This is a genomic window from Streptomyces sp. NPDC046915, assembly GCF_040644935.1.
Classification (GTDB): Bacteria; Actinomycetota; Actinomycetes; order Streptomycetales; family Streptomycetaceae; genus Streptomyces.
The window spans coordinates 265,465-292,213 of the sequence record NZ_JBEYXB010000005.1 but is presented as its reverse complement, the minus strand read 5'-3'; the positions used below and the strand labels follow the sequence as shown (position 1 = coordinate 292,213).

Annotated in this window: 25 protein-coding genes and 1 pseudogene; 15 read left to right on the top strand and 11 right to left on the bottom strand. The window is 71.3% G+C overall.

From position 1 onward, the window contains the following. Window positions 1-64 precede the first annotated feature (64 nt). From ABZ915_RS15335 to ABZ915_RS15315, 5 genes are all read left to right on the top strand, one after another. On the top strand, window positions 65-838 hold the full coding sequence (locus ABZ915_RS15335) for an MHYT domain-containing protein (protein ID WP_361801766.1): 774 nt from the start codon (window positions 65-67) through the stop codon (window positions 836-838). A gap of 52 nt (window positions 839-890) precedes the next feature. After that, window positions 891-3,410: a nitrate- and nitrite sensing domain-containing protein gene (locus ABZ915_RS15330; protein ID WP_361801763.1), complete on the top strand. Its 2,520-nt coding sequence runs from the start codon at window positions 891-893 to the stop codon at window positions 3,408-3,410. Next, window positions 3,407-3,880 (top strand): roadblock/LC7 domain-containing protein, encoded by a 474-nt coding sequence (locus ABZ915_RS15325; protein ID WP_361801760.1) that lies wholly within the window; start codon window positions 3,407-3,409, stop codon window positions 3,878-3,880. Before ABZ915_RS15330 ends, ABZ915_RS15325 begins: the two co-directional genes overlap by 4 nt. Before the next feature lie 22 nt (window positions 3,881-3,902). Next, entirely contained in the window at window positions 3,903-4,316 is a 414-nt protein-coding gene (locus ABZ915_RS15320; protein WP_361801757.1) for a DUF742 domain-containing protein, read from the top strand. A 71-nt stretch (window positions 4,317-4,387) separates the two neighbouring features. Beyond that, on the top strand, window positions 4,388-4,993 hold the full coding sequence (locus ABZ915_RS15315; RefSeq protein WP_361801754.1) for an ATP/GTP-binding protein: 606 nt from the start codon (window positions 4,388-4,390) through the stop codon (window positions 4,991-4,993). Window positions 4,994-5,009: 16 nt separating this feature from the next. On the opposite strand, the gene ABZ915_RS15310 is transcribed toward ABZ915_RS15315, so the two are convergent. Next, window positions 5,010-5,438 (bottom strand): PPOX class F420-dependent oxidoreductase, encoded by a 429-nt coding sequence (locus ABZ915_RS15310; protein ID WP_361801751.1) that lies wholly within the window; start codon window positions 5,436-5,438, stop codon window positions 5,010-5,012. 96 nt (window positions 5,439-5,534) lie between these two features. On the opposite strand from ABZ915_RS15310, the gene ABZ915_RS15305 reads away from it, so the two are divergent. Beyond that, entirely contained in the window at window positions 5,535-5,948 is a 414-nt protein-coding gene (locus ABZ915_RS15305) for a roadblock/LC7 domain-containing protein (protein WP_361801748.1), read from the top strand. Between the two features lie 125 nt (window positions 5,949-6,073). Next, window positions 6,074-7,033 (top strand): DUF6397 family protein, encoded by a 960-nt coding sequence (locus ABZ915_RS15300; RefSeq protein WP_361801745.1) that lies wholly within the window; start codon window positions 6,074-6,076, stop codon window positions 7,031-7,033. A 16-nt stretch (window positions 7,034-7,049) separates the two neighbouring features. On the opposite strand, the gene ABZ915_RS15295 is transcribed toward ABZ915_RS15300, so the two are convergent. After that, a complete protein-coding gene (locus ABZ915_RS15295; RefSeq protein ID WP_361801742.1) occupies window positions 7,050-7,925 on the bottom strand; it encodes an acyl-CoA thioesterase II in 876 nt (291 codons plus the stop codon). A gap of 19 nt (window positions 7,926-7,944) precedes the next feature. Next, window positions 7,945-10,458 carry a DUF3516 domain-containing protein gene (locus ABZ915_RS15290; RefSeq protein WP_361801739.1) on the bottom strand — a complete coding sequence of 838 codons (2,514 nt, stop codon included), beginning with the start codon at window positions 10,456-10,458 and terminating at the stop codon, window positions 7,945-7,947. Between the two features lie 145 nt (window positions 10,459-10,603). Between ABZ915_RS15290 and ABZ915_RS15285 the strand changes: the two genes are divergently transcribed. After that, complete coding sequence (locus ABZ915_RS15285; RefSeq protein ID WP_361801736.1) at window positions 10,604-11,398, top strand: metal-dependent hydrolase; 795 nt, start codon at window positions 10,604-10,606, stop codon at window positions 11,396-11,398. A gap of 41 nt (window positions 11,399-11,439) precedes the next feature. Here ABZ915_RS15285 and ABZ915_RS15280 read toward each other — a convergent pair whose 3' ends face one another. The 4 genes from ABZ915_RS15280 to ABZ915_RS15265 form a co-directional block, all read right to left on the bottom strand. Further along, entirely contained in the window at window positions 11,440-11,736 is a 297-nt protein-coding gene (locus ABZ915_RS15280) for a type B 50S ribosomal protein L31 (protein WP_361801733.1), read from the bottom strand. Window positions 11,737-11,781: 45 nt separating this feature from the next. Next, window positions 11,782-12,249: a DUF5709 domain-containing protein gene (locus ABZ915_RS15275; protein WP_361801730.1), complete on the bottom strand. Its 468-nt coding sequence runs from the start codon at window positions 12,247-12,249 to the stop codon at window positions 11,782-11,784. 285 nt (window positions 12,250-12,534) lie between these two features. Further along, window positions 12,535-14,316: an ABC transporter ATP-binding protein gene (locus ABZ915_RS15270; protein ID WP_361801727.1), complete on the bottom strand. Its 1,782-nt coding sequence runs from the start codon at window positions 14,314-14,316 to the stop codon at window positions 12,535-12,537. After that, on the bottom strand, window positions 14,313-16,094 hold the full coding sequence (locus ABZ915_RS15265; protein WP_361801724.1) for an ABC transporter ATP-binding protein: 1,782 nt from the start codon (window positions 16,092-16,094) through the stop codon (window positions 14,313-14,315). Before ABZ915_RS15265 ends, ABZ915_RS15270 begins: the two co-directional genes overlap by 4 nt. A gap of 187 nt (window positions 16,095-16,281) precedes the next feature. Here ABZ915_RS15265 and ABZ915_RS15260 point away from each other — a divergent pair, with 187 nt between their 5' ends. Beyond that, complete coding sequence (locus tag ABZ915_RS15260) at window positions 16,282-17,064, top strand: L,D-transpeptidase family protein (RefSeq protein WP_361801721.1); 783 nt, start codon at window positions 16,282-16,284, stop codon at window positions 17,062-17,064. Between the two features lie 51 nt (window positions 17,065-17,115). Further along, window positions 17,116-18,720: a peptide-N4-asparagine amidase gene (locus ABZ915_RS15255; RefSeq protein WP_361801718.1), complete on the top strand. Its 1,605-nt coding sequence runs from the start codon at window positions 17,116-17,118 to the stop codon at window positions 18,718-18,720. Window positions 18,721-18,812: 92 nt separating this feature from the next. On the opposite strand, the gene ABZ915_RS15250 is transcribed toward ABZ915_RS15255, so the two are convergent. Continuing rightward, complete coding sequence (locus tag ABZ915_RS15250; RefSeq protein ID WP_361801715.1) at window positions 18,813-19,262, bottom strand: MarR family transcriptional regulator; 450 nt, start codon at window positions 19,260-19,262, stop codon at window positions 18,813-18,815. 126 nt (window positions 19,263-19,388) lie between these two features. Between ABZ915_RS15250 and ABZ915_RS15245 the strand changes: the two genes are divergently transcribed. Together ABZ915_RS15245 and mltG are read left to right on the top strand one after the other, a co-directional pair. Then, on the top strand, window positions 19,389-21,191 hold the full coding sequence (locus ABZ915_RS15245; RefSeq protein ID WP_361801712.1) for an ABC transporter ATP-binding protein: 1,803 nt from the start codon (window positions 19,389-19,391) through the stop codon (window positions 21,189-21,191). Between the two features lie 63 nt (window positions 21,192-21,254). Then, a complete protein-coding gene (gene mltG / locus ABZ915_RS15240) occupies window positions 21,255-22,169 on the top strand; it encodes an endolytic transglycosylase MltG (RefSeq protein ID WP_361801709.1) in 915 nt (304 codons plus the stop codon). 12 nt (window positions 22,170-22,181) lie between these two features. Here the strand turns inward: mltG and ABZ915_RS15235 are convergent, their stop codons facing one another. Next, on the bottom strand, window positions 22,182-23,258 hold the full coding sequence (locus ABZ915_RS15235; RefSeq protein ID WP_361801706.1) for an NAD(P)-binding domain-containing protein: 1,077 nt from the start codon (window positions 23,256-23,258) through the stop codon (window positions 22,182-22,184). An 88-nt stretch (window positions 23,259-23,346) separates the two neighbouring features. Between ABZ915_RS15235 and ABZ915_RS15230 the strand changes: the two genes are divergently transcribed. Next, the gene (locus tag ABZ915_RS15230; RefSeq protein WP_361801703.1) at window positions 23,347-23,769 is read left to right on the top strand and encodes a secondary thiamine-phosphate synthase enzyme YjbQ; all 423 of its coding nucleotides are present in this window, start codon (window positions 23,347-23,349) and stop codon (window positions 23,767-23,769) included. A gap of 458 nt (window positions 23,770-24,227) precedes the next feature. Continuing rightward, the gene (locus ABZ915_RS15225; protein WP_361801700.1) at window positions 24,228-24,878 is read left to right on the top strand and encodes a response regulator transcription factor; all 651 of its coding nucleotides are present in this window, start codon (window positions 24,228-24,230) and stop codon (window positions 24,876-24,878) included. Window positions 24,879-24,946: 68 nt separating this feature from the next. Here ABZ915_RS15225 and ABZ915_RS15220 read toward each other — a convergent pair. Together ABZ915_RS15220 and ABZ915_RS15215 are read right to left on the bottom strand one after the other, a co-directional pair. After that, window positions 24,947-25,495: pseudogene (locus ABZ915_RS15220) on the bottom strand (3-dehydroquinate synthase II); the annotation flags it as partial. Between the two features lie 68 nt (window positions 25,496-25,563). Then, on the bottom strand, window positions 25,564-26,259 hold the full coding sequence (locus ABZ915_RS15215; RefSeq protein ID WP_361801697.1) for a 2-amino-3,7-dideoxy-D-threo-hept-6-ulosonate synthase: 696 nt from the start codon (window positions 26,257-26,259) through the stop codon (window positions 25,564-25,566). Here ABZ915_RS15215 and ABZ915_RS15210 point away from each other — a divergent pair. Next, window positions 26,242-26,631: an FAD-dependent monooxygenase gene (locus ABZ915_RS15210; RefSeq protein ID WP_361801694.1), complete on the top strand. Its 390-nt coding sequence runs from the start codon at window positions 26,242-26,244 to the stop codon at window positions 26,629-26,631. The two genes, ABZ915_RS15215 and ABZ915_RS15210, sit on opposite strands and share 18 nt — an antisense overlap. The last annotated feature ends 118 nt before the right edge of the window (window positions 26,632-26,749 follow it).

Here is a 26,749-nt window from a genome sequence, read left to right as displayed (position 1 = left end):
ATTCCGGCACCTTTCGAAATGCGCCCCCTTTGTACGCCCCTGCCGGGGCTAGCGTTCCGGGGCCATGGGACACCTGGACCACGCCTCCCTCGGCTGGCTGACCCCCGCGCTGTCGTACGTGATGGCCTGCATCGGCGCCGCCCTGGGACTGCGCTGCACCGTCCGCGCGCTCGGCACCACCGGCCGGGCGCGCCGCAACTGGCTCGTCACCGCGGCCTCCGCGATCGGCACCGGCATCTGGACCATGCACTTCGTGGCCATGCTCGGCTTCAGCGTCAGCGGCACCGACATCCGCTACGACGTGCCGCTGACCATCCTCAGCCTCCTGGTCGCCATGATCGTCGTCTGCGCCGGCGTCTTCGCCGTCGGCTACAGCCGCGACCGCACCCGCGCCCTGCTGCTCGGCGGCCTCACCACCGGGCTGGGCGTGGCGAGCATGCACTACCTCGGTATGGCCGCGGTGCGGCTGCACGGCGACGTGACCTACGACCCGGTACTCGTCGGGGTCTCCGTCCTGATCGCCGTGGTCGCCGCGACGGCGGCCCTGTGGGCCGGGCTCAACATCAAGTCGCCCATCGCGGTCACCGTCGCCTCGCTCGTCATGGGAGCGGCCGTCAGCAGCATGCACTACACCGGCATGTTCGCGGTCCGTGTGCACGTCACTCCCTCCGGCGAGGTCCTGCCCGGGGCCACGGCGATGCAGTTCATCTTCCCCCTCGCCGTCGGCCTCGGGTCCTACCTCTTCATCACCTCGGCCTTCGTCGCCCTCTCACCGACCGCCGGGGAACGCGAGGCATCCGCCTCCGCCCAGCGTCCGGTGCACAACCCGGCCGGCTGACCGGCCTCCCGCCGCAGAGCGGGCCCACGACCCACTTCCGAGCGAGAAGGCCATGCGTACACCCCGTAGGACCACCCCAGGCGCCCAGACGCCGTCCCCGCCGCCCGCGCGCGGCCGTCGCGCCCATGCCGGACGACCCGCCGACGAGGACCCCGACGACACCCTCGGCCAGGCCCCGGACGGCGCTCCCACGCGCGCGGCACGCAGGCGGCTCCGGCCCCGGACCGTACGGGCCAAGGTCGTCTGCCTCCTGATGGTGCCCGTCGTGTCCCTGCTCGCCCTGTGGGCGTACGCCACCGTCAGCACCGCCCAGGACGTGTCACGACTGCGCCGGTCGCAGCGCGTGGACGCGGAACTGCGCACCCCGCTCGCAGACGCCGTCACCGCCCTCCAGGCCGAGCGCGCGGCCGCCGTGCGGTACGCGACCGATCCGGCCACCGGACAGGGCGGCGAACTGCGGACCCTCGCCGGCCGCACCGACCGGTCCGTGGCCCGGCTGCGGCTCGGTGACGACAACACCGTCGCGGACAGTGAGGAACTGCCCTCCGGTGTCGCACAGCGCCTGGACGCCTTCGTCACCGGGGCCGAGCACCTGGGCCCACTGCGCACGGCGGTGCTCGACCGGCGCGCCGGCTGGGAGGAGACGTACGGGCAGTACACGCGGACCATCAGCAGCGCCTTCGGAGTGGACGGCGCCCTCACCGGCATCCAGCAGGCCGACCTCGGCTCCGACGCGCGCGTGCTCCTCGAGTTCTCCCGCGCGCAGGAGGCACTGGCACAGGAGGACGTCGTACTCGCAGGCGCCCGCCTCGCGGGCGGTCTCACGGGCGAACGACTGCGGCTGTTCACCGGCGCCGTCGACACGCGCCGCACACTCACCGACACCGCCGTCGCCGACCTGCCCGATGCCCAGCGCGGCGCCTGGCAGAAGCTCGCCGCGAGCGGCGCCTACACCAGCGTCGGCACCCTCGAGGACAAGATTCTGGCCGCCGGCCGGGGCGTCCGCGCGGTCGACGCGGCTCCGGCAGCCGACTGGGAGACCGCCCACGCGCGCGTGCGGGACGGAATGCGGGCCATCGGAACCGACGCCGCGAGCACCGTCGCGGGCCGGGCCGATCCGTACAGCCGCGGCCTGCTCACCCCGGCCGGCGCCGCCGTCCTCTTCGGCCTCGCCGCAGTCGCCGCCTCGCTCGTCATCTCCGTACGGATCGGACGCGCCCTCGTGGTCGAGCTGGTGGGCTTGCGCAACGGCGCACTGGAGATCGCCCGCCGCAAACTTCCCGAGGCGATGCGGAGACTGCGCGCCGGAGAGGACATCGACATCCGGACCGAGGCCCCTCCGGAGCCGCCCGCCGAGGACGAGACCGGCCAGGTCGCCGAGGCCCTCAGAACGGTGCACCGCGCCGCCCTGCGCGCCGCCGTGGAGCGAGCCGAACTCGCCAGCGGCATCTCCGGGGTCTTCGTCAACCTCGCCCGCCGCAGCCAGGTCCTGGTGCACCGCCAACTGAGCCTGCTGGACAGCATGGAACGCCGCTCGGACGACCCTAACGAGCTCGGCGACCTCTTCCGGCTCGACCACCTCACCACCCGCATGCGACGCCACGCGGAAAGCCTGATCATCCTCTCCGGGGCGGCGCCCGGACGGGCCTGGCGCATGCCCGTCGCCCTCACCAACGTCGTACGCGCGGCCGTCTCCGAAGTCGAGGACTACGCGCGCGTGGAGGTGAGGCAGCTCCCCGAGGCATCCGTCGTCGGCGCCGCCGTCGCCGACCTCACCCATCTGCTGGCCGAACTCGTGGAGAACGCCGCCCAGTTCTCACCACCCCACACGCGCGTACGTGTCACGGGCGAACCCGTCGGCAACGGCTACGCCCTGGAGATCGAGGACCGCGGCCTGGGCATGGGCCCCGAGACGCTCGCCGAGGCCAACCGGCGCATCGAGCAGTCCGAGGCGCTCGACCTGTTCGACAGCGACCGCCTGGGCCTCTTCGTGGTCAGCAGGCTCGCCGCGCGGCACAGCGTCAAGGTGCACCTGAGCACCTCGCCCTACGGCGGCACCACCGCCGTGGTCCTGGTGCCCACCGCCCTGCTGCACAGCGGCGCCGCGGAAGCCGCCGACCGTTCGGCGGCCGGCCCGGAACCGGCCGAGCACCCGGCGTACGCGCGCGTGTCCGGCGTCCGCTCACCCCAGGAGGCCGCGGCCGTGTCCGCCGACCGGCCCGTCCTCGCGGCCACCGGCCGGCCCCCGGCAGAACCCGCGTCCGAAACCCCACCCCCGGGAGTCACCACCTTGCGGCTGCACCGCCCCCCGAACGACTCCGAGGGCTCCGACGACCTCCCGCGCCGGACACGGCAGGCGAGTCTGGCACCCCAACTGCGCGAACACCGCCCCGAGAAGCCGTCCCCGGCCCCGGACGCGCACAGCGAAGACCGGCGCACCCCCGAACTGGTGCGGGACCGCATGGCGGCCTACCGCGACGGCTGGACGCGCGGCGGCGGCAGGCGACCCGGCCGCGGAGCCGCCCCCGGTCCCGAAGCGGGCAGCGACAGCAGCGAAGGAGACCTCGCATGATCCAGGACCCGAGCATGAGGGCCGCCATGGGGATCCCCCCGCTCGAGCGAAGCCGAGAGCGGGGGAGGTCCGGCGAACTCGACTGGTTGCTGGACGACCTGGTGACCCGCGTGGGCGACGTACGGCACGCCGTGGTGCTGTCCAACGACGGCCTGGCCGTGGGCGCCTCCACCGGCCTCGCGCGCGCGGACGCCGAGCACCTCGCCGCCGTCGCCTCCGGCTTCCACAGCCTCGCCAAGGGCACCGGGCGGCACTTCGGAGTCGGCGGCGTCCGCCAGACCATGGTGGAGATGGACGACGCCTTCCTCTTCGTGGCCGCCGCCGGAGACGGCTCCTGCCTCGCCGTCCTCACCGCGGTCACGGCCGACATCGGACTCGTCGCGTACGAGATGGCACGGCTGGTCAGGCGCGTCGGCGAACACCTGTACACGGCCCCCCGGGTCGCCGCGCGGCCGCCTGCCGCCGGATGAACGGAGAGGGCGGTCGGCACAGATGACCGAGGACACCGCGGACGCCTCGCGGGAGCAGGGCAGCCAGTGGTACGACGGCGAGGCCGGACCTCTCGTCCGTCCCTACGCCATGACCGGCGGCCGCACCAGACCCGGCCCCACCGGAGTGCGCTTCGACCTGATCGCACTCGTCACACTCGACCCCGGCGGCCTTCCCGCCGACGGTGATCCCGCGCTCGGCCCCGAGCACCACACGCTCGTCGACCTGTGCCGCACGGAAACCCAGTCGGTCGCCGAACTCGCCGCGGGCGCGGACCTTGCCGTGGGCGTGATCAGGGTGCTGCTGGGCGACCTGCTGGACCTGGGTTGCGTCACGATCAGCCGCCCGGTACCCCCTGCGCAATTGCCCGACGAACGCATTCTGCGCGAGGTCATCGCGGGATTGCGGGCGCTGTAGATGACAGTTCACCACCCACCGCACCCATGCCGCGCCGTCGGCCGCGACTCCCACCCCCGAGAGAAGTGATCATGGTCTCCGAGCACCCCGACGCCACGGACGGCGGGACGTCCGCCCTGGCGCTGAAGATTCTGGTCGCCGGCGGATTCGGCGTGGGCAAGACCACCCTGGTCGGCGCGGTCAGTGAGATCCGCCCGCTGCGCACCGAGGAACTGCTCAGCGAGGCCGGGCAGTTGGTCGACGACACCGACGGTGTGGACCAGAAGGTCACCACCACCGTGGCCATGGACTTCGGCCGCATCACCATCCGCTCAGACCTGTCGCTCTACCTCTTCGGCACACCGGGCCAGGACCGCTTCTGGTTCCTGTGGGACGAGCTGTCACAGGGTGCCCTCGGAGCGGTGGTCCTGGCGGACACCCGGCGGCTGGAGGACTGCTTCCCGGCCGTGGACTACTTCGAGCACCGGCACATCCCGTTCGTCGTGGCCGTCAACTGCTTCGCCGGCGCCCGCGCCTACGGTGCCCACGACGTCTGCCGCGCCCTCGACCTCGACCAGGGCACGCCCGTGGTCCTCTGCGACGCCCGCGACCGCGACTCGGGAAAGGAGGTGCTGATCCGGCTCGTCGAGTACGCCGGGCGGATGCACACCGCCCGGCTGCTCGACTCGGTGGGCTGACCCGCCGACGGCGGCCTCAGCCCGTCATGTCCTTCACCGCCACCACGTGGTCCACGGTGACGCGGACCAGGAGCTCGCCCGGAACGCCGTTGCGCGCACCGAACTCCTCGGCGCGTTCCTCACCCATGTACCGAGCGGCGATCCGGGTCGCCCAGTCCCGGACCTCACCGAGGTCCTCGGACAGCCGGGCGCGGCCGCTCAGCGTCACGAAGTGGAAGGGCGGCCGGTCGTCGTCCACGCAGAGCGCGACACGCCCGTCACGGGCCAGACTCCGCCCCTTCACGGTCTCCTTGCCCGTGTTGAAGACCACTTCGTCGCCGTCCAGCAGGAACCAGATCGGCGCCACGTGCGGACTGCCGTCGGCGCGCACAGTGGACAGTTTGCCGGTGCGGGTGCCCTCGGAGACGAACGCCCGCCATTGCTCATCGGTCATCTTCTGTGCCATGCCCCCATCCTCCTTGCCCGGACGGCGGTCGTGGGGAAGGCTGGCGGGGAAGTTCCTCCAGCCAGGGGGGAGACGTCACACGGGGAGAGACGGAAGATGGCGCAGAACCAGGGACTCGGGTGGCTCCTGGACGACCTGACCGGGCGCGTGGAACAGGTACGGCACGCGCTGGTCCTGTCGAACGACGGTCTGGTGACGGGCGCGAGCACCGGCCTCCGCCGCGAGGACGCGGAGCACCTCGCCGCCGTCGCGTCCGGACTGCACAGTCTGGCCAAGGGTTCGGGACGCCACTTCGGCGCGGGCAGAGTCCGCCAGACGATGATCGAGTACGACGACGCCGTACTGTTCGTCACCGCGGCCGGCACCGGCAGCTGCCTGTGCGTGCTCAGCGGCGCCGAGGCCGACATCGGTCAGATCGCCTACGAGATGACGCTGCTCGTCAACCGCGTCGGCGAGCACCTCGGCGTGGACGCCCGACAACCCGGACGTGAACCCAAAGAAGACCTCTGACCTGCGAGTTCACTCGCCCGTACGGAGTTATCCACAGGCTTGCCCCGAGATTCGCCGGACCGGCTACGGTTTTTTCACGGCGAGCGCGGACGGCGCGAGCCACCGACTCCACGGGGGAGACGACCATGTCGGGCAACACCATCGAGGCCCCGCGTCACCTGACCTGCACGCCCAGCCGTGCCGCTCGCGAACTCGGCCTCAAACGCGGTGAATTCGACCTAGCGGTACACCTCGGCCGGATCCGTACCGTGCCCGACGAGGGAGGAGGCGGGGGCCGCCGCGTCGACCGGGCCGAGATCGAGCGCCTGCGCGGGCAGGACGGATTCCCGGAGTCGTTCCAGGAGAGCGTCAGGGCTGTGGGCACCACGGAGGGCGCGGCGCTGATGGAGGTGTCGGCTGCCAGGTTCACCCGGCTCGCCCGCCTCGGCCTGGTGGTACCGGTCAAGTTCTATCTGAACCGCTACCGTGCCGTGGTCTGGCTCTATCTGGCGGAGGAACTGCGGAAGTTCGCGGCGGACGAACGGAACGCCCGCCTGCTGACCGGCCGTACGCCTCAGGATCTGCGCGATCGGCTGGAGGACGGGCTGGACCTGCGGGCCCGCACCTGGCGCGGACGTCACCTCGGATTCCTGCTGCGCCAGGCCGGCGATCCGTGGGAGCGCGCCGGCGCCGTGGCCGCCTTCCTCGACCCCGTGCACATCTCGGACGTGATCAAGGACCCCTACGAACGGGCTCATGTGAACCGGTTCCGGCCGGGGCCGCCCGCCCACGGCGCCCCGGGCTCGCCCTCGGCGGATCTCGCCGAGCGGATCATGACGGCGGACGACCCGGACGAGGTCGGCTGGCTCCGCAGCGATCTGGCGCAGACGGTCGACGAGGCTCGTGCCCACCGGTCCGCCCCGCGGCCGACGCCACGCCAGGCCGTGCCCGCACGACCCCCGGCCCCGCCCGCATCACATCCGGCCCCGCCCGCACCGCACTCGCCCCCACCCCCGCCCGCACCGGACGCGGCGTGCTCGCCGAAGCCGTCACGCGGACTCCGGGGCTGGCTGCGCCGCAGAAGCCCCCGGCCCACGGAGCACTGAGCAGCGGCCACCTCGGCTACAGCGACCGCAAGGACCTGAACAGCCCTTCCTGGACGACCGACACGAGGAGGCGCCCCTGTAGGTCGTAGATCCGGCCGCGGGCCAGACCGCGGCCCCCTACCGCGATCGGGGACTCCTGGTCGTACAGGAACCACTCGTCCGCGCGGAACGGCCGGTGGAACCACATCGCGTGGTCCAGCGAGGCCATGTCGAAGTTCCGCGAGCCCCACAGCGGCTCGACCGGGATGCGGACCGCGTCCAGGAGAGTCATGTCGCTGGCGTAGGTGAGCGCGCAGGTGTGCACCAGCGGGTCGTCGCCCAGCGGGCCGACCGCACGCATCCACACCGCGCTGCGCGGCTCGGCGCCCTCGATCTCCTCGGCGTGCCAGCGCAGCCCGTCGGCGTAACGGATGTCGAAGGGCTGGCGGCGCGCCATCCGCTCCAGCTGCTCGGGCAGTGCGCCCAGGTGCTTGCGGATCTCCTCCGTGACCGTCGGCAGGGATTCCGGGTGCGGCACCTCGCGGGCCGGCGGCAGCTGGTGCTCGAAAGGTCCTTCCTCAGGCTTGTGAAAGGAGGCGGTCAGATTGAAGATCGTGCGGCCCTGCTGCACCGCGGTGACCCGGCGCGTCGTGAACGACCGGCCGTCCCGGACCCGTTCCACCTGGTACACGATCGGCACGCCCGGGCGGCCCGGACGCAGGAAGTACGCGTGCAGCGAGTGCACAGGACGGTCGCCGTCCGTGGTGCGCCCGGCGGCGACCAGCGCCTGGCCTGCCACCTGCCCGCCGAAGACCCGCTGGAGGGACTCCTGCGGGCTCAGTCCACGGAAGATGTTGACCTCGATCTGCTCCAGGTCGAGCAGGTCGACGAGTCTCTCGGCCGGATTCGTCATGGGTGGGAGTCTCCTGTGGTCACAGCTGGCCGACATCGGTGACGCGGACGACCGCACGGCCCTCCGCGTCGGAGGCCGCGAGATCGACCTCCGCGCCGATGCCCCAGTCGTGGTCGCCATTGGGGTCGTCGAAGATCTGGCGGACGCGCCAGAGTTTGTTCTGCGGGTCCTCCTGGATCACCAGCAGCTTCGGACCGCGGGCGTCGGGACCGGTGCCGAGGTCGTCGTACTCGTCCCAGTACTTGTCCATCGCCTCGCCCCAGGCCTCGGCGTCCCAGCCCGAGTCGGCGTCCAGCTCACCCAGTTCGTCGACCTTGTCGAGGGCGGCGAGCTCCACGCGGCGGAACATCGTGTTGCGGACGAGCACCCGGAAGGCACGCGCGTTGGTGGTGACCGGCTTGACCTCGTCGGCCTTCTCCTGAGCCTCCTCGGCGGTCATCTCCTCCGGGTTGGCCAGCTGCTCCCACTCGTCCAGCAGGCTGGAGTCGACCTGGCGCACCATCTCGCCGAGCCATTCGATCAGGTCCTGAAGGTCCTCCGACTTGAGGTCGTCCGGAATGGTGTGGTCCAGGGTCTTGTAGGCGCTCGCCAGGTAGCGCAGCACGATGCCCTCGGTGCGAGCCAGCTCGTAGAAGGACACCAACTCCGTGAAGGACATCGCCCGTTCGTACATGTCGCGGATCACGGACTTCGGCGACAGCGGATGGTCGCCGACCCAGGGGTGGCTCTTGCGGTACGTGTTGTACGCGTGGAAGAGGAGCTCCTCCAGGGGCTTGGGGTAGGTGACGTCCTGGAGGCGCTCCATGCGCTCCTCGTACTCGACGCCGTCCGCCTTCATCGCGGCCACGGCCTCGCCGCGCGCCTTGTTCTGCTGCGCGACGAGGATCTGACGCGGGTCGTCCAGGGTGGACTCCACGACCGACACCATGTCGAGGGCGTAGGACGGCGACTCGGGGTCCAGCAGCTCGAACGCGGCGAGCGCGAACGTGGACAGCGGCTGGTTGAGGGCGAAGTCCTGCTGGAGGTCGACCGTGAGGCGGACGATGCGGCCCGTGGGGTCCGGCTCGTCCAGCTTCTCGACGATGCCGCCGTCCAGCAGCGAGCGGTAGATCGCGATCGCCCGCCGGATGTGCCTGAGCTGCTGTTTGCGCGGCTCGTGGTTGTCCTCCAGGAGACGACGCATCGCCTCGAAGGCGTTGCCGGGCCGGGCGATCACCGACAGCAGCATCGTGTGCGTGACCCGGAAACGGGACGTCAGCGGCTCCGGCTCGGAGGCGATCAGCTTCTCGAAGGTGTTCTCCGTCCAGGCGACGAAGCCCTCCGGCGCCTTCTTGCGCACCACCTTGCGGCGCTTCTTCGGGTCGTCGCCCGCCTTGGCGAGTGCCTTCTCGTTCTCGATGACGTGCTCGGGCGCCTGCGCGACCACGAGCCCCGCCGTGTCGAAGCCGGCCCGGCCGGCCCGGCCCGCGATCTGGTGGAACTCACGGGCGCGCAGGGTGCGCACACGGCTGCCGTCGTACTTGGTCAGAGCCGTGAACAGCACCGTGCGGATGGGCACGTTCACGCCGACACCGAGCGTGTCCGTGCCGCAGATGACCTTCAGCAGACCGGCCTGTGCCAGCTTCTCCACCAGGCGCCGGTACTTGGGGAGCATGCCGGCGTGGTGGACGCCGATGCCGTGGCGGACGTACCGGGAGAGGTTGCGGCCGAACTTCGTGGTGAAGCGGAAGTTGCCGATCAGCTCGGCGATCTGGTCCTTCTCCTCGCGCGAACACATGTTGATGCTCATCAGCGCCTGCGCCCGCTCCACGGCCTGCGCCTGGGTGAAGTGCACGATGTACACCGGCGCCTGCCTGCTCTCCAGCAGGTCGGTGAGCGTCTCCGTGAGCGGGGTGAACTTGTACTCGTAGGAGAGGGGGACCGGGCGGGTCACCGAGCGGACCACCGACGTGGGGCGGCCGGTGCGGCGGGTGAGGTCCTGCTCGAAGAAGGAGACGTCGCCGAGCGTGGCCGACATCAGGACGAACTGCGCCTGCGGCAGTTCGAGCAGCGGGATCTGCCAGGCCCAGCCGCGGTCGCCCTCCGCGTAGAAGTGGAACTCGTCCATGACGACCTGGCCGACGTCCGCGTCCTTGCCGTCACGCAGGGCGATGGAGGCGAGCACCTCGGCGGTGCAGCAGATGACGGGCGCGTCGGCGTTCACGGAGGCGTCGCCGGTGAGCATGCCGACGTTCTCGGTGCCGAAGAGCTTGCACAGCTCGAAGAACTTCTCCGACACCAGCGCCTTGATCGGGGCCGTGTAGAAGGTGACCTCGTCCCGGGCCAGCGCGGCGAAGTGGGCGCCCGCGGCGATCATGGACTTGCCGGAGCCGGTGGGCGTCGACACGATCACGTTCGCACCCGAGACCGCCTCGATCAGCGCCTCCTCCTGGTGGGGGTAGAGCGTGAGACCGCGCTCCTGGGCCCACGACTCGAAGGCTTCGTACAGGGCGTCGGGGTCGGCGGTCGGCGGCAGCTGATCGATGAGGGTCACGCACCCATCTTGCCTGGCCTTCCGGCCTATGAGGGAATCGGCTGCGAGCAGGAAGATCACGGCAGCTACGCTGTGTCGCCGACGGAGCGTCATCGCACCCGGTCAACTGGACAGCGGCACACGAGGAATGGGGCGGGCAACGGCCATGATGGGACCAGCACACTCACTGTCGGGGGCCGCCGCCTGGCTCGGCGTCGGAGCGGCAGCCGCCGCGGCGGGCCACCCGATGCCCTGGCCGGTGCTCCTGGTCGGCGCGCTGATCTGCGCCGGTGCCGCGCTGGCTCCCGACCTCGACCACAAGGCGGCGACCATCTCGCGTGCCTTCGGGCCGCTCTCCCGCTGGATCTGCGAGATCGTGGACAAGCTGTCGTACGCCGTCTACAAGGCGACCAGAAAGCAGGGCGACCCGCGTCGCTCCGGCGGGCACCGGACGCTGACGCACACCTGGCTGTGGGCGGTCCTGATCGGCGGGGGCTGCTCGGCGGCGGCGATCACCGGGGGCCGGTGGGCGGTGCTGGCGATCCTGTTCGCGCACATGGTGCTGGCCATCGAGGGTCTGCTGTGGCGGGCGGCCCGTGGTTCGAGCAGCGATGTCCTGGTCTGGCTGCTGGCCGCGACCAGCGCGTGGATCCTGGCCGGCATCCTGGACAAGCCGGGCAACGGTTCCGACTGGCTGTTCACCGCGCCCGGGCAGGAGTACCTGTGGCTGGGGCTGCCCGTCGTGCTGGGGGCGCTGGTGCACGACATCGGGGACGCGCTGACCGTCTCCGGCTGCCCGATCCTGTGGCCGATCCCCGTGGGCCGCAAGCGCTGGTACCCGCTGGGACCGCCGAAGGCGATGCGGTTCCGGGCGGGCAGCTGGGTCGAGCTCAAGGTGCTGATGCCGGTGTTCATGCTGCTCGGCGGAGTGGGCTGCGCGGCGGCGCTCAACGTCATCTGACGGGCTCAGGTCATCCGACGGGCCCAGGTCATCCGACGGGCTCAGGCCGGCTCGCCGCCCCCGCTCGGAGTGGATCCGCCGCTGGACCCGGCGTCCGCCCCGCCGTACCGGCGCTCGAAACGCGCGACGCGTCCCTCGGTGTCGACCGTGCGGGCCTGGCCGGTGTAGAAGGGATGACTCTCCGAGGAGATCTCCACGTCGACGACCGGGTACGTCTCCCCGTCGTCCCATTCGATGGTCCGGTCGCTGGTCGCGGTGGACCGGGTCAGGAAGGCGTACCCGGCGGCGCGGTCGCGGAAGACGACCGGGTGGTAGTCGGGGTGCTTGTCCTGCTGCATGGCGGCTCCTCGCACGGGGCGGTCGGCAGGCGTGCTGCGTCGGGCTCAGCCGTAGGTGTCCTCGTCCACGATGTGCATCGCGGCCTCCTCGGCGGAGGCGGCGGCGCCGTCGATGCCGACGTCGGTCGCGACGAGGGCGGCCTCCTCGTCCTCGTGCGCCCCTTCGTCGGGGGCCACGAGACGGCCGGAGCGGAGGTCGCCGACCTCGTTGTCCAGGGGTTCGCCGTCGGTGTCCTCGACGTCGCCGATACCGTCGCCGTCGGGGGCGGTGAGGTCGGGCATCTCCTCGGCCAGGCGCTCGTCCAGGGTCTCGCCCTGCCGGCGCTCGCCCGCCGTCACGCCCGCGTGCTCCACCGCCCACGGCCGCTCGGGAGGGGACCAGCCGCGGTCCAGAGGGTCGTCGACACCGTCGTCGACGAGTGTGTCCTCCGCGTCGAGCAGTCCCGCGTCGTCCTGGATCTCGGACGCATCGGGCTGGTATACGTCATCTCCCCATCCGTCGGTGCTGTCCACGGGTACCTCCAGCTGCTGGGCACGGCTCGTTCTCACCGCGTCCGGCGACGGCCCGCCGGGATGCGGGGCACAGGACTCACCCGGCGTGAACCGGACGGTGACCCGACGGTTCCCGGGCGCTCCCCAAGCCGGTGCCAATCTCCAGCCTTCCACCCCGGTTCGGCACCGCGCAACGGCACAGGTCGCGGCCCGAGAGTGCACACCCCGGCCCCGGCCCCGTGCCGTCCGCCGACAGCGCGCACGGCCCCGCCGACCGTGCCCCCGGCCGCCCTGCCTCCCGCGCGATCACCCGTGCCAGGAACGCCACAGCGCCGCGTACGCGCCGTCCGCCCCGACCAGCTGATCGTGGCTGCCCAGCTCGCTGATGCGGCCGTTCTCCACGACGGCGATCACGTCGGCGTCGTGCGCGGTGTGCAGACGGTGGGCGATGGCGACCACCGTGCGGCCGTCGAGGACGCGGGCCAGGGAGCGCTCGAGATGCCGTGCCGCGCGCGGGTCCAGGAGCGAGGTCGCCTCGTCCAGGACCAGCGTGTGCGGGTCGGCCAGCACCAGCCGGGCCAGCGCGATCTGCTGGGCCTGCGCCGGGGTGAGCGCCAGCCCGCCCGAGCCGACCTCGGTGTCCAGGCCGTCGTCCAGCGCCCGCGCCCAGCCGTCGGCGTCGACCGCGCCCAGGGCGGCCCACAGCTCGGCGTCGGTGGCGTCGGTGCTGGCCAGCAGGAGGTTGTCGCGCAGGGAGCCGACGAACACGTGGTGCTCCTGGTTGACGAGGGCGACGTGCGAGCGAACCTGCTCGGCGGCCATCCGGGAGAGTTCGGCACCGCCCAGGGTGATCCGGCCTTCCCGGGGAGCGTAGATGCCCGCGAGCAGCCTGCCGAGCGTGGACTTGCCGGCCCCCGAGGGCCCCACGAGAGCCAGCCGGGTGCCGGGCGCGACCTCCAGCGACACCTTGCGCAGCACGTCGACGCCCTCGCGGTAGCCGAAGTGCACCCCGTCAGCCCGCACGTCGCGTCCGTCCGGGTCCGGCGCGGCGTCCCCGGCGGCCGGCTCGATGTCGCGCACGCCGACGAGGCGGGCCAGCGACACCTGGGCGACCTGCACCTCGTCGTACCAGCGCAGGATCAGGTTGACCGGGTCGACGAGCATCTGCGCGATGAGAGCACCCGTGGTGAGCTGCCCCACCCCGATCCAGCCGTGCAGCACGAAGAACCCGCCGACCATGAGGACCGAGCCGAGGACCGTGACATGGGTGGCGTTGATGACCGGGAAGAGCACGGACCGCAGCCAGAGGGTGTAGCGCTCCCAGGCCGTCCATTCCTTGATCCGGCGCTCCGACAGGTCGATGCGGCGCTCGCCGAGGCGGTGGGCCTCGACGGTGCGGCCGGCGTCCACGGTCTCGGCGAGCGCGGCGGCCACGGCGGCGTACCCGGCGGCCTCCGAGCGGTAGCCGGAGGGGGCCCGCTTGAAGTACCAGCGGCACCCCGCCACCAGCAGTGGCACGGCCAGCAGCACGGCGGCGGCCAGCGGCGGCGCGGTGACCACGAGCCCGCCGAGCAGCAGTACGGCCCACACGACCCCGATGGCCAGCTGCGGTACCGCCTCGCGCATCGCGTTGGCGAGCCGGTCGATGTCCGTGGTGATACGGGAGAGCAGGTCGCCGGTGCCGGCCCGCTCCAGTACTCCCGGCGGCAGCCCGACCGACCGGACGAGGAAGTCCTCGCGCAGGTCGGCCAGCATCCGCTCGCCGAGCATCGCCCCGCGCAGCCGTACTTCGCGGACGAACACCGCCTGGACCGTCAGCGCGAGCACGAACAGGCCGATGGTCAGGCCCAGGTGCAGTTCGCGTGCCCCGTCGGAGACCCGCTCCACCAGTCCGCCCACCAGGTAGGGACCTGCCATGGAGGCCACCACGGCGACGGTGTTGACCGCGATCAGGATCCCGAAGGCGCGGCGGTGCCGGCGGAACAGTTCGGCCACGTAGGCGCGTACGGTCGCCGCGGCGCCGACGGGCAGGGTGGTGGCCGTCGTCGGGGCCGCCGGGTCGTAAGCCGGTGGCGCGACGCCGATCATGCGCTCTCCTCGATCTCTTCCAGTGCGCCCCGCAGGGCGGCAGTCTCGTCGTCGGTCTCGCGGGTCACGACGGCCCGGTACCGGGGCTCGGTGTGCACCAGCTCGCGGTGCACACCGACCGCCACGACCTCGCCGTCGTGCACGAGGACGACCCGGTCCGCGTGGTCCAGCAGCAGTGGCGAGGAGGTGAGAACCACCGTCGTGCGGCCGGTCCGCAGCCCGCGCACCCCCTCCGCGATCCGTGCCTCCGTGTGGGAGTCGACGGCGGAGGTCGGCTCGTCCAGGACCAGCACCTCGGGGTCGGTGATCAGCGACCGGGCCAGCGCGAGCCGCTGGCGCTGCCCGCCCGAGAGCGAGCGACCGCGTTCGGTGATGCGGGCGTCCATCGGGTCGGTGGCGTCCAGGGATCCCTGGACGAGGGCCTCCAGGACATCTCCGCACTGCGCGGCGGCCAGCGCCGCCTCCGCCGCGACGGCACCGGACGCCGGCACGTCGAGCAGCTCGCGCAGCGAACCGGACAGCAGTACCGGGTCCTTGTCCTGTACGAGGACGGCGGTGCGGGCGCTGTCCAGGGGCAGCTCGTCCAGCGGCACCCCGCCGAGCAGCACCGAAGGGCCCGGCTCGGTGGCGTGTCCGCCCAGCCGTTCGGCGAGCCGCCCGGCCGCGTCCGGGTCCCCGCAGACCACGGCGGTCAGCCGGCCGGCGGGCGCGAGCAGACCGGTTTCCGGGTCGTACAGCTCACCGGCCGGAGTCTCCGCCGCGCGCGACCCCCCGGCGTCCGTGGCGCGTTCCAGGGACAGCACGCGCGCGGCCCGTTTGGCCGACGGGCGCGAGAAGGAGTACGCCATGGCGATCTCCTCGAAGTGCCGCAGCGGATAGGCGAGGATCATCACCGAGCTGTAGGCGGTGACGAGTTCCCCGACGGTGATCCGGCCCGCACGGGCCAGGTGGACGCCGTGCCAGACGACCGCGATCAGCAGCAGCCCGGGCAGCAGCACCTGGATCGCGGCGATCAGGGACCACATCCGGGCGCTGCGCACGGCAGCCCGCCGTACCTCCTGGGAGGCGCTGCGATAGCGGTCGAGGAACAGCTCCTCGCCGCCGATGCCGCGCAGCACGCGCAGGCCGGCGACGGTGTCCGAGGCGAGTTCGGTGGCCCGCCCCGCCTTCTCGCGCTGCACGTCGGCGCGCCGCGTCGCGCGGGGCAGCAGCGGCAGCACGGCGAGCGCCACCACGGGCAGACCCACCGCGAGCACCACGCCGAGCGCGGGCTGGTAGAAGAGCAGGGCGACGCAGACCACGACCACCGTCAGCGCGGCCGCGGTGAAGCGCGAGACCGCCTCCACCAGCCAGCCGATCTTCTCCACGTCACCCGTGGAGACGGCCACCACCTCGCCGGCCGCGACCCGTCGGGTCAGCGCGGAGCCCAGCTGTGCGGCTTTGCGGGCCAGCAGTTGCTGGACGCGGGCGGCCGCCGTGATCCAGTTGGTGACGGCGGCCCGGTGCAGGAAGGTGTCGCCGACGGCGATGCCCGCGCCGCACAGCGCCATCAGCCCGCCGGTCAGGGCGAGGCGCGTACCGGAGCGGTCGACGACGGCCTGCACGGCGAGTCCGACGCAGAACGGCAGCGCGGAGACGGAGACGAAGTGCAGCAGGCCCCAGGCCAGCGACTTCATCTGCCCGCCCAACTGGTTCCGCCCGAGCCACCACAGGAATCGGGGACCCGAACGCGTGTCGGGGACGCCCGGGTCGGGATACGGAAGGTCTTGAATTTGCATGGCGTATGACGTCCCAGTGGCTTGTGTCGGGGGGAGTCGGGGGAGTCTGGGGGAGAGAGAAGGCAACAAACCGTGAAAGGTTCGCGTCGCAGCGTGGTCGAAAGCAAACGGTTTTCCAGGAGGGCGATGCGGGTGTGATGTCCGGAACCCTGCGCTATCAGCGGGTACGGAGTGTCACCATGGTCCAGTGCAGACGAACGGCGTGCGGCGCGCGACGGTCCTGGTGGCGGCGCTCGGAACCTTGCTGACTTCCCTGACCGCCCTGGCCGCCCTGTCATCTTGTGGCTCGGCGAATGACGGCGGAGCCCGGACCGCCGGGGACCGAGGATCCGCCGGTGACCGAGGAGCCCCCGCCCGGAGCTGGCATGGCAGCCCGGCCGCTGTCGGCACCACCCGCTTACCGGGCGTCGGCGAGGGGCTGCATCGGCGGATCCCCGCGGACTCCGGCCAGGTCGTGGTCGTCTACGGCCGAGGCAAGGACTCGGCCGACGCCACGCTCGTGCTGTACACCAGGCGGGCCACCGGCTGGGAACGGACGCGCAGTTGGCCGGCGCACAACGGCAAGAAGGGCTGGACCGTCGACCACCGCATGGGGGACAACCGCAGCCCCGTCGGCGTGTACACGCTCTCCGACGCGGGCGGTGTGCTCGACGATCCCGGTGCCGGACTGCCGTACACGCGGGACCAGTCGTTCGCGGCCCCGCGCCAGTGGGACGAGTCGCACTGGCACGACTTCGACTACGTCATCGCCATCGACTACAACCGCATCAAGGGCACCCCGCCGAACGACCCGGCCCGTCCCGAGGGCGAACGGAAGGGCGGCGGCATCTGGTTGCACATGGACCACGGCAGTGGCACGTCGGCCTGCGTCAGCGTTTCGAAGGAGGCCATGGAGTACCTGCTGCGCGCGCTCGACCCGGCCCGGCATCCGGTCATCGTCTTGGGGGACCGGGCGGACCTGACGGCCTGATCCGCGCGGGCCTCATTGCGGCCGGGCCCGACTCCCCGTAGAACACCGGCCATGAGAAGCCGGATAGTCATGTCCATGCTCGCCGGGTTCACCCTCCTGGCGGGCGTCCTCCTGGGAGCGGCTCCCGCCCGATCCGCCGACGTCCCCGCCGAGTTCGGCACGGACTGGCACGACCCCGTGACCGCCGCCCCGCCCGTCACCGCACCGCACACCAGATCCTGCCGCGTCACCCTCGCCGAGGCGCAGTTCCGGGACTTCACCCCGTACAAGGGCACCTACACGCCCCCGAAGGGATGCGGCGACCGCTGGAGCAAGGTCGTGCTGCGGCTCGACGGCAAGGTGAAGGGCCGTCAGTACGACCGGCTCGGCTATCTGCACGTCGGCGGCGTGGAGATCCTGCGTACGTCGACACCGGAGCCGTCGCCGGACGGCATCGAGTGGTCCGTGGAGAAGGACGTCACGCGCTACAGCTCCACCTTCCGCGAGCCGAGGGACGTCGACATGCTCATCGGGAACGTCGTCGACGACACGTACACGGGCGTCATCGACGTCAAGGTCACGCTGACCTTCTACGCGGGCCGCCCCGCCGCCACCGTCCCCGACCGCGTCCTCACCCTCACCGACACGGACGCCGGGACCACCCTCACCACCCCGCGCAACAGCGAGCGCGTCGTCGCCGAGGTGTACGCCACCGGATCCGGCGGCGGCTGCGAGGAGTTCTGGTACCTCGCAGCCCCCGACCCTTCGCCGTACTCCTGCAAGGCGGCCGGCGGCCCCTACCGCGAGGTGCAGGTCAAGGTCGACGGCCAACTGGCCGGAATCGCCGCGCCGTTCCCGCACGTGTGGACCGGCGGCTGGTCCAACCCCTTCCTCTGGTACGTCGTCCCGGGCCCGCGCGCCTTCGACGTGCGGCCGGTCGAGTACGACCTCACGCCCTACGCGGGCATCCTCGACGACGGCCGCCCGCACCGCGTCGAGGTCTCCGTGGTCGGCGTCCCCGCGGGACAGACGGGCTGGAGCGCTCCCGTGAACGTCCTCGTCTGGCAGGACGCGGGCCGGGCGCACGTCACCGGCGGGCTCACCGTGCACAAGGAAGGTGATGTCAGGAACTCCTCGACCTACACGCCCGGTTCGGACCACCGCGTGGACACCGACGCCGGTCACCGGCTCACCGTCGCCGGATACGTCGACACCTCGCACGGCCGTGTGACGACCACCGTCGGCCGGACGCTGGCCAGCACCTCCGTGCACCGGTGGACCGACGGCGAGACGACGGACGGACTCGACGCCACCTGGACGGACGACGAGTCGGTCACGATCGACGGACGCGGACTCGCCCGGACGACGCACACGCACCGGACGTACACGATGAGCGGCACCACCGCGACCGGTGCCGACAACCGGCTGCGCACGGTGCTCACGCTCGGCGACCGGGCGGCGGTGGCCGAGACCCGCGGCGGCAGGCGCACGGCGTGGTCGCGGCTCGACGACACGTACACCGGCGACGCCACGTACACCCTCGACGTCCCGCGCGACCAGCGCCACGCGGTCGGCACGACGAGCGAGCGCTACCGGCTCCACGGCTCGGGCGGCTGTTACGACCGCTCCCTGACGGCCGTCCAGGGGGTGCTGACCGAGGACGACAGCGGCTGCTGAGCCGTCTTCGGAAGGCCGTGGGCGGACTCGGCCACGGCCTTCCGGCCGCTCGGTGACGGTCGTGTGGCGCCTCGCCCTCGGGTGCGAGGCGTTCAGCAGCGCCCGGCCGTCGCCCCGTCCACCAGTGTGTCCAGCAGGTCGCCGAGCACCTCGCGCTGTTCGTCCGTCAACGGCGCGAGGATCTCCCGCGCGGCGGACCGGCGTGCGCCGCGCAGTTCCTCGAGGGCCTTGCGACCGTCCTCCGTCAGCTCTATCCGGGTGACCCGCCGGTTCGTCGGGTCGGCCACCCGGCGCACCCTGCCGCTCGCCTCCAGCCCGTCGACCAGGGTGGTCACCGCGCGGGGCACCACCTCGAGGCGCTCCGCGAGGTCGGCCATGCGCGGCGGAGAGCCGTAGTGCGCGAGGGTGCGCAGCAGCCGCGACTGGGCCGGGGTGATGCCCAGGTCGCGCTGTTCCAGATGGCGCTTCTGGATGCGGTGCACCCGTCGCGTCAGCCGCAGCAACTGCTCGGCGAGCAGGCCCTCGGGGTCGGGGGTGGTCATACGGGAACAATATCAGGATGCCGTTCATTGTGAGTATAGGTAACAATGACCTGAGAACCGTCAGTCGTCGTCGGCCGGTCCTGAAGCGGTCCCGCCGCCGACGCCCGCTCACCTCCGTAGGAGCCCATGCATCCCGACCGTGAAACCTCCTGGACCCCGCCTGCCGACGCCAGGGAACAGCCCCGGCAGGTGCGTCGCATCCTGAAGCTCTTCCGCCCCTACCGCGGCCGGCTCGCGATCGTCGGCCTGCTGGTCGGCGCCTCGTCGCTGGTCTCGGTCGCCACGCCGTTCCTCCTCAAGGAGACCCTCGACGTCGCGATCCCCGACCGCCGCACCGGACTGCTGAGCCTGCTCGCGCTCGGCATGATCCTCAGCGCCGTCCTCAGCAGCGTCTTCGGCGTGTTGCAGACCCTGATCTCCACGACCGTCGGCCAGCGCGTCATGCACGACCTGCGCACCGCCGTCTACGGCCGCCTCCAGCGCATGTCGCTGGCCTTCTTCACCCGCACGCGCACCGGCGAGGTGCAGTCCCGCATAGCCAACGACATCGGCGGCATGCAGGCCACCGTGACCTCCACCGCGACTTCGCTGGTCTCCAACCTCACCAGTGTGGTCGCCACGATCGTCGCGATGGCCGCCCTCGACTGGCGCCTCACCCTCGTCTCGCTGCTCCTGCTGCCGGTGTTCGTGTGGATCAGCCGCCGCGTCGGCAACGAACGCAAGAAGATCACCACCCAGCGCCAGAAGCAGATGGCCGCGATGGCCGCCACGGTCACCGAGTCGCTCTCCGTCAGCGGCATCCTGCTCGGCCGCACCATGGGCCGCGCCGAGTCCCTGACGGCGTCCTTCGCCGGGGAGTCCGAGCGGCTGGTCGACCTGGAGGTGAAGTCCAACATGGCCGGCCGCTGGCGGATGGCCGTCATCACCATCGTCATGGCCGCCATGCCCGCCGTCATCTACTGGACCGCCGGAGTGGCCCTCCAACTGGGCGGCCCGCAGGCCTCGCTCGGCACGATCGTCGCCTTCGTCTCCCTCCAGCAGGGCCTGTTCCGCCCGGCCGTCAGCCTGCTGTCGACCGGCGTGCAGATCCAGACCTCGCTGGCGCTGTTCCAGCGCATCTTCGAGTACCTCGACCTGCCGATCGACATCACCGAACGGGAGCGGCCCGTCCACCTCGACCAGGTCAAGGGCGAGGTCCGCCTCGAAGACGTCGAGTTCCGCTACGACGGCAAGGGCAGGCCCGTCCTCGACGGCGTCGACATCACCGTCCCGGCGGGCGGCAGCCTGGCGATCGTCGGCCCGACCGGCGCGGGCAAGTCCTCGCTCGGCTACCTGGTGCCCCGGCTGTACGACGTCACCGGCGGCCGCGTGACCCTGGACGGCGTCGACGTCCGCGATCTCGACTTCGACACCCTCGCCCGCGCGGTCGGCGTCGTCTCCCAGGAGACGTACCTCTTCCACGCCTCCGTCGCCGACAACCTCCGGTTCGCCAAGCCGGACGCCACCGACGAGGAACTGCACGCGGCGGCGAAGGCGGCCCAGATCCACGACCACATCGCCGCCCTGCCCGACGGCTACGACACGGTCGTCGGCGAGCGCGGCCACCGCTTCTCCGGCGGCGAGAAGCAGCGGCTGGCCATCGCCCGCACCATCCTGCGCGACCCCCCGGTGCTCCTCCTCGACGAGGCGACCAGTGCGCTGGACACCCGTACGGAGGCCGCCGTCCAGGAGGCCATCGACGCCCTGTCGGCCAACCGGACGACGCTCACCATCGCCCACCGCCTGTCCACTGTTCGGGCCGCCGACCAGATCGTGGTGCTGGACTCCGGACGCGTGGCCGAGCGGGGGACGCACGAGGAACTGCTGGAGCTGGACGGGCGGTACGCGGCCCTGGTCCGCCGGGACGCGCAATTGGAACCGACCAGCTGAAGATATGTCGGTATTAATCCATATATGCGGTGATTGTGACGGTATGCCAGCTACCGTGCCCGCATGCAGACGAACACTCCGCCACGGAGAACCACCCGACTGACACGCCGGGGCCGTATCGCCCTCGTCGTGACCGGCGCCGTCCTGGCCGGCACCGCCGTGGCGGTGCCGCTGCTCAGCCTGCACGACGAAATCAGCACCACCCGGACCAGGAGCCTGGTGATCCCGGAAGGCTCGCGCGCGAACCAGGTCTACGAGGCCGTCGACAAGGCACTCGCCCTGCCCGCGGGCACCACCAGGAAGTCCATCGGCAAGACCACCCTGAAGCTGCCGAACGAAGCCCAGGGCAATCCGGAGGGCTATTTCTACCCGGCGACGTATCCGATCCGCGAGAAGGCGACCCCGCTGTCCCTGCTCCAGTCCATGGTCGACACCGCCAACCGGAGGTTCAACGGGGCGCCGGTCGCCGCCGGTGCGCAGCACCACGCGATGAACGTCTACCAGACGGTCATCGTCGCGAGCATCGTCCAGGCCGAGGCCGCCTCCAAGGACGAAATGGGCAAGGTGGCCCGGGTCATCTACAACCGGCTCGAGCGCGGCATGCCGCTGCAGATGGACTCCACCATCAACTACGCCCTGGACCGCAGATGGGCCCGGACGACCACGGACGACACCCGTATCGAGAGCCCCTACAACTCCTACCAGCGCATGGGTCTGCCCCCCACGCCGATCGACAGCCCCGGCGCGGAGGCGATGCACGCGGCGCTCAGCCCGGAGCCGGGCGACTGGTTGTACTTCGTCACCGTCAAACCCGGCGACACGCGCTTCACCACCGACTACGCCGAGCACCAGCGCAACGTGGCCGAGTTCAACGCGATCCAGCAGAACGAGACGCTGCCGTCGAGTCCGGGCCGGTCCCCTAGCTCCTCGCCGAGCGCGCCCGCGCAGCAGCCCCAGTTCCCGCAGTCCCCCCAGTGAGCGGGCGTGTGGTCACGCGGCGACGGGCTCCGCGGCCAGCAGCCTCCTGATGTCCCGCACGGCCGCGCGTCCCGCCCGGTTGGCGCCGATGGTGCTGGCCGAGGGCCCGTACCCGACGAGGTGGATACGCGGGTCGTCGACCGCGCGCGTCCCCTCGACCCGGATCCCGCCGCCGGGCTCGCGCAGCCGCAGCGGCGCCAGATGCTCGAGGGCGGGGCGGAAGCCGGTCGCCCACAGGATGACGTCGGCGGCCACCTTTCGCCCGTCCCGCCACTCCACGCCAGCCGGGGTGACGTGGTCGAACATCGGCAGCCGGTCCAGGACGCCGTCCCGCAGCCCCTGTCGGACGGCGTCGTTGAGCGGCAGTCCCGTGACCGAGACCACGCTCCTGGGCGGCAGTCCCTGCCGCACCCGCTCCTCGACCAGCGCGACCGCGGCCCGGCCCGCTTCCTCGCCGAACGGCCCCTCACGGAAGACGGGCGGCCGCCGGGTCACCCAGGTGGTGGCGGCCGCGTACGGGGCGATCTCCAGCAGGTGCTGGGTGCCGGAGGCGCCTCCGCCGACCACGACCACCCGCTGCCCGGCGAACTCCTCGGGTCCCGCGTACTGCGCGGTGTGCAACTGCCGTCCCCGGAAGCTCTCCTGACCGGGGTAGCGCGGCCAGAACGGCCGGTCCCAGGTGCCGGTGGCGTTGATCAGCGCCCGTGTCGACCACGTACCGTCCGAGGTCTCCACCAGCAGTCGCCCGTCCTCGCCCTCGCGGACGGCACGTACGTCGACGGGCCGTCGCACCCGCAGGTCGAACGTCCGCTCGTACGTGTCGAAGTACTCCCCGACGACCTCGGCCGACGGCCGCGCCGGATCGGCGTCCGTCAGTTCCATTCCCGGCAGGGAGTGCATCCCGTGCACCTTGCCGTACGTCAGCGACGGCCACCGGAACTGCCAGGCGCCGCCCGGAGCGGGGGAGTGGTCGAGCACGACGAAGTCGCGGTCCGGCTCGAAGCCCGTGCGCCGCAGGTGGTAGGCGCCGGCCAGACCCGCCTGTCCGGCGCCTATGACGACCACGTCGACCTCACGCGTGTTGTTCACGTTTGGACGAACATCGAGGTGGCTGGGGATCTTCCCGGACGGGCGACCGGTGACGTGTGAAACCCGGCCCATGGGTCAGGATGGGGGTATGCCAGATGCCTTCACCACGCGAGTGCAGCAGGTCGCCACCGGTTCCCGGGAGCGGGTCGTGGACCTCACCCGCGACTGCGAGGCCTTCCTCGGCGAGGTGGCGGCCGGCCGTGACGGCCTCCTGAACCTCTTCGTCCCGCACGCCACCGCCGGCATCGCCATCATCGAGACGGGCGCCGGCAGCGACGACGACCTCCTGGCCGCCCTGCACACCCTGCTCCCCGCCGACGACCGCTGGCAGCACCGCCACGGCAGCCCCGGCCACGGCCGCGACCACGTCCTCCCCGCGCTCGTCCCCCCGCACGCGACCCTGCCGGTCATCGGCGGACGGCTGGAACTGGGCACCTGGCAGTCGGTGTGCCTGGTGGACACCAACAGGGACAATGCCAACCGTCAGGTGCGGCTGAGCTTCCTGGGCTGAGCGAGATCGGCAACGTGAGGGCCCGTACGACGGGTTGGTGGCCGCAGCCGTGGACCGGCTAGGCCGCAACGTCGTGGACTGCCTGAACACCGGCTCCCGCAAACAATGGATGTATGGGTTTGGGTTTGGCGAAAAGAATGAGACAGGGAGCGCACTGAACCGGGCGACGTGAAACGCACCGCGGCTTGTTGGGCGGCGGCGTCTCGACGTCGCCGCCGCCCCCAACACCAGGTCGGCTCCGCGACGCCCTTTCGGGCAGGCGCAGGAGACCGAAGGGAAGCGACGTGGGGGTACGGCCGCGGTCGCGAGGGGAAATTTCCTCCCGCTGCGTGCAACCTTCCGGGGGGTGTGTACGTCTTGAATACGGCAGACGTATGCCGGACTTTCTGACTTCGATTTTGTCTTCAATTTCTTCGCGGGCGCTGGCACGTAAATAAATCAGACTATACGATTTATGCATGCATGACCCGGAAACGCGGTCGGTTCAGAAAGACGGGAAAAGCATGCTGCGTCGCGTTGCCATTACCGGGAGATCTCTCCTCATGGTCGAAATGATGGCGGAATCACTCAATCGGGAGGGGGATATTGATGTGGTGGCGTGCGTCAGCGGCTACCACAAGCTGATCGAAGCCGTGGAGCGCACGGATGCGGACGTCGCGCTGATGGACCCGGACAGGATGGACGGGGACTGCCTGACGACGACCGGTGAGTTACGCAAGATACGTCCCCTGTGCGGGGTGGTACTGACCGTGGAGACTCCCACGCGGACCTTCGTGGACCGCGCCCTGCGAGCCGGAGTGCTGAGCATCGTCCCCAAGAGCGCCGGACTGCGCAGACTGATCGAGTCGGTGCGCGGTGCCGCCTCAGGGCAGGTGGTCATGGATCCGCGGCTGTTGTCCGCCGCAGGCGCGGAAGGTGGTCCGTTGACCGACCGGGAGGCGGACGTACTGCGGCTCACTGCTTCGGGAGCGTCGGTCAAGGAGATGGCGGAGGAGCTTTACCTGTCGACGGGAACCATCCGTAATCTGGCCTCGGCGGCGATCAAGAAGCTCGACGCCCGCAACCGCTACGACGCGGTGCGCATAGCGACCGAACGATGTTGGATCTGACCGGCTGACCAGCAGAGGCATCCGCCGATTCCCGGAGGTGGGTCGTCCCCGGGAACCGGCGGCGGCGCTCACTGTTCGCGGCAGAACTCGTCGATGGGATAGCCGACATGGCGATCGGCCGTGGGCAGGTGGCCGAGGATCCTGTCCCCGGGGCGCAGTTCCGTGCTGTTGAGCACCGCGCCCCCCGGACCGAGCACTCTGACGTGCCAGTCGTCCTGCAGGATGAGGTTCACCGTCTGCCCACCCGGCGCCACCGCGTCGACGGAGATCAGCGGCCGGGTCTCGATCTTGACGCCTCCCACGCTGACCACACGGGTACGCCCCTGCGTGTCGACGGCCAGCACCTTGCTGCCCGCGACCAGTTCGCTCAGGTACTGGGTACGGCCATGGCTCGACACCGTGTAGGAGTGGATCGCGCCCGCGTTGACCCTGAACGGCCTCGTCGGCATGTAGGGCAGGGGATGGGTCTCGCTGACGCAGAGGACCATTCCCTTCGAGTGCGAGCCGACCAGAATGCCCTCGTCCTTTCCGAGGTAGCTGCAGGTGTCGACGCAGGCCCGTTCGCCCATGCCGATGTGGGCGGTCGCCGTGACCTCCAGTTCGACGAGCGGGATCTCCCCGGTGGCCGGCCCGGCGGCCTGCTTCAGTGAGAACCGCCGGTGCGAGATCTCCGAGCTTGCGTATGTCAAGCCAGCACAGCTTGTTGTCCACCACGCTGGTGTCCCCCTGTCGTGTGGTCGAATTCCCCGGCCGGCAAACGGTGTACGAGCCGCGCCACCCGCCCGGCCATCCGCTGCGGGTCCGCGGACTGGAAGATGTTGCGCCCCATCGCGACGCCCAGCGCACCGCCGGCGAGGACCTCGCCGACGTATTCGAGGACGCCCTCCTCAGTGGTCCGTGGCGGCCCCCCGGCGACGAGGATCGGGACGGGGCAGGCCTGGGTGAGAGCCAGCAGGTCGGGCATGGCACCCGGGAAGGACGTCTTGATCAGGTCGGCCCCGAGATCGGCCGCGATCGTCACCGCATGGGCCACGAGCACGGGATCGTGCGGATCGGCGACGCGTGGTCCGCGGGGATACATCATGGCCATCAGCGGCAGGTTCCAGCGGTCGCAGGCGTCGGAGACCCTGCCGAGGTCGGCGATCTGCCGGCGCTCGTCGTCGGAGCCCAGGTTGATGTGCACGCTCACCGCGTCCGCGCCCAGGCGCAGCGCCTCTTCCACCTCGGTGACCATGTACTTGGCGTCCGGGTCCGGCGCCTGCGCCGTGCTCGCGTTGAGATGGATGATCAACGACATGTCGGCGAACCGTTCCGGACGGATGTGCCGGACGCTGCCCTTGTGCACCACGATCGCGTCGACCTGGTGTCGGACATCACCCACGCCGCCGGCCCGGTCCGCCGCTGGGCCCTCCACGACCGTCCGGAGCTGCGTACCTGGGCCTCGGACCGGCTCACGGTGCTCGGCGACGCCGCGCACCCGATGCTTCCCTTCATGGCGCAGGGCGCGAACCAGGCCGTCGAGTACGCGGTGGAACTGGCCGCGCTGCTGGCCGGCGCCCGCCGCGACGACATCCCCGACGTGCTGGCCCGGTACGAGAGGGCCCGCGCACCCACGTACGGCAGCCGTTCAGCAGGGCTCCCGGGCTCATGCGGACGCCATGCACTGGCGGCGGGCCTGACGGGACTGCGCGAACGAGCCTGGCTCTACGGCCACGAGGCGGGGACCGTCAGCGAGGGGAGAACGCGCGGCTGACATCGGGCCCGGGGTGTCGGAGAGCGTGACTCGCTGGTGTGGGCGAAGTGATCCCCGGTGTTATTCAATGAGATGTGCGGTCAGGGGTCTCCTGGCCCCGTCGCACGGATCCGAGTAC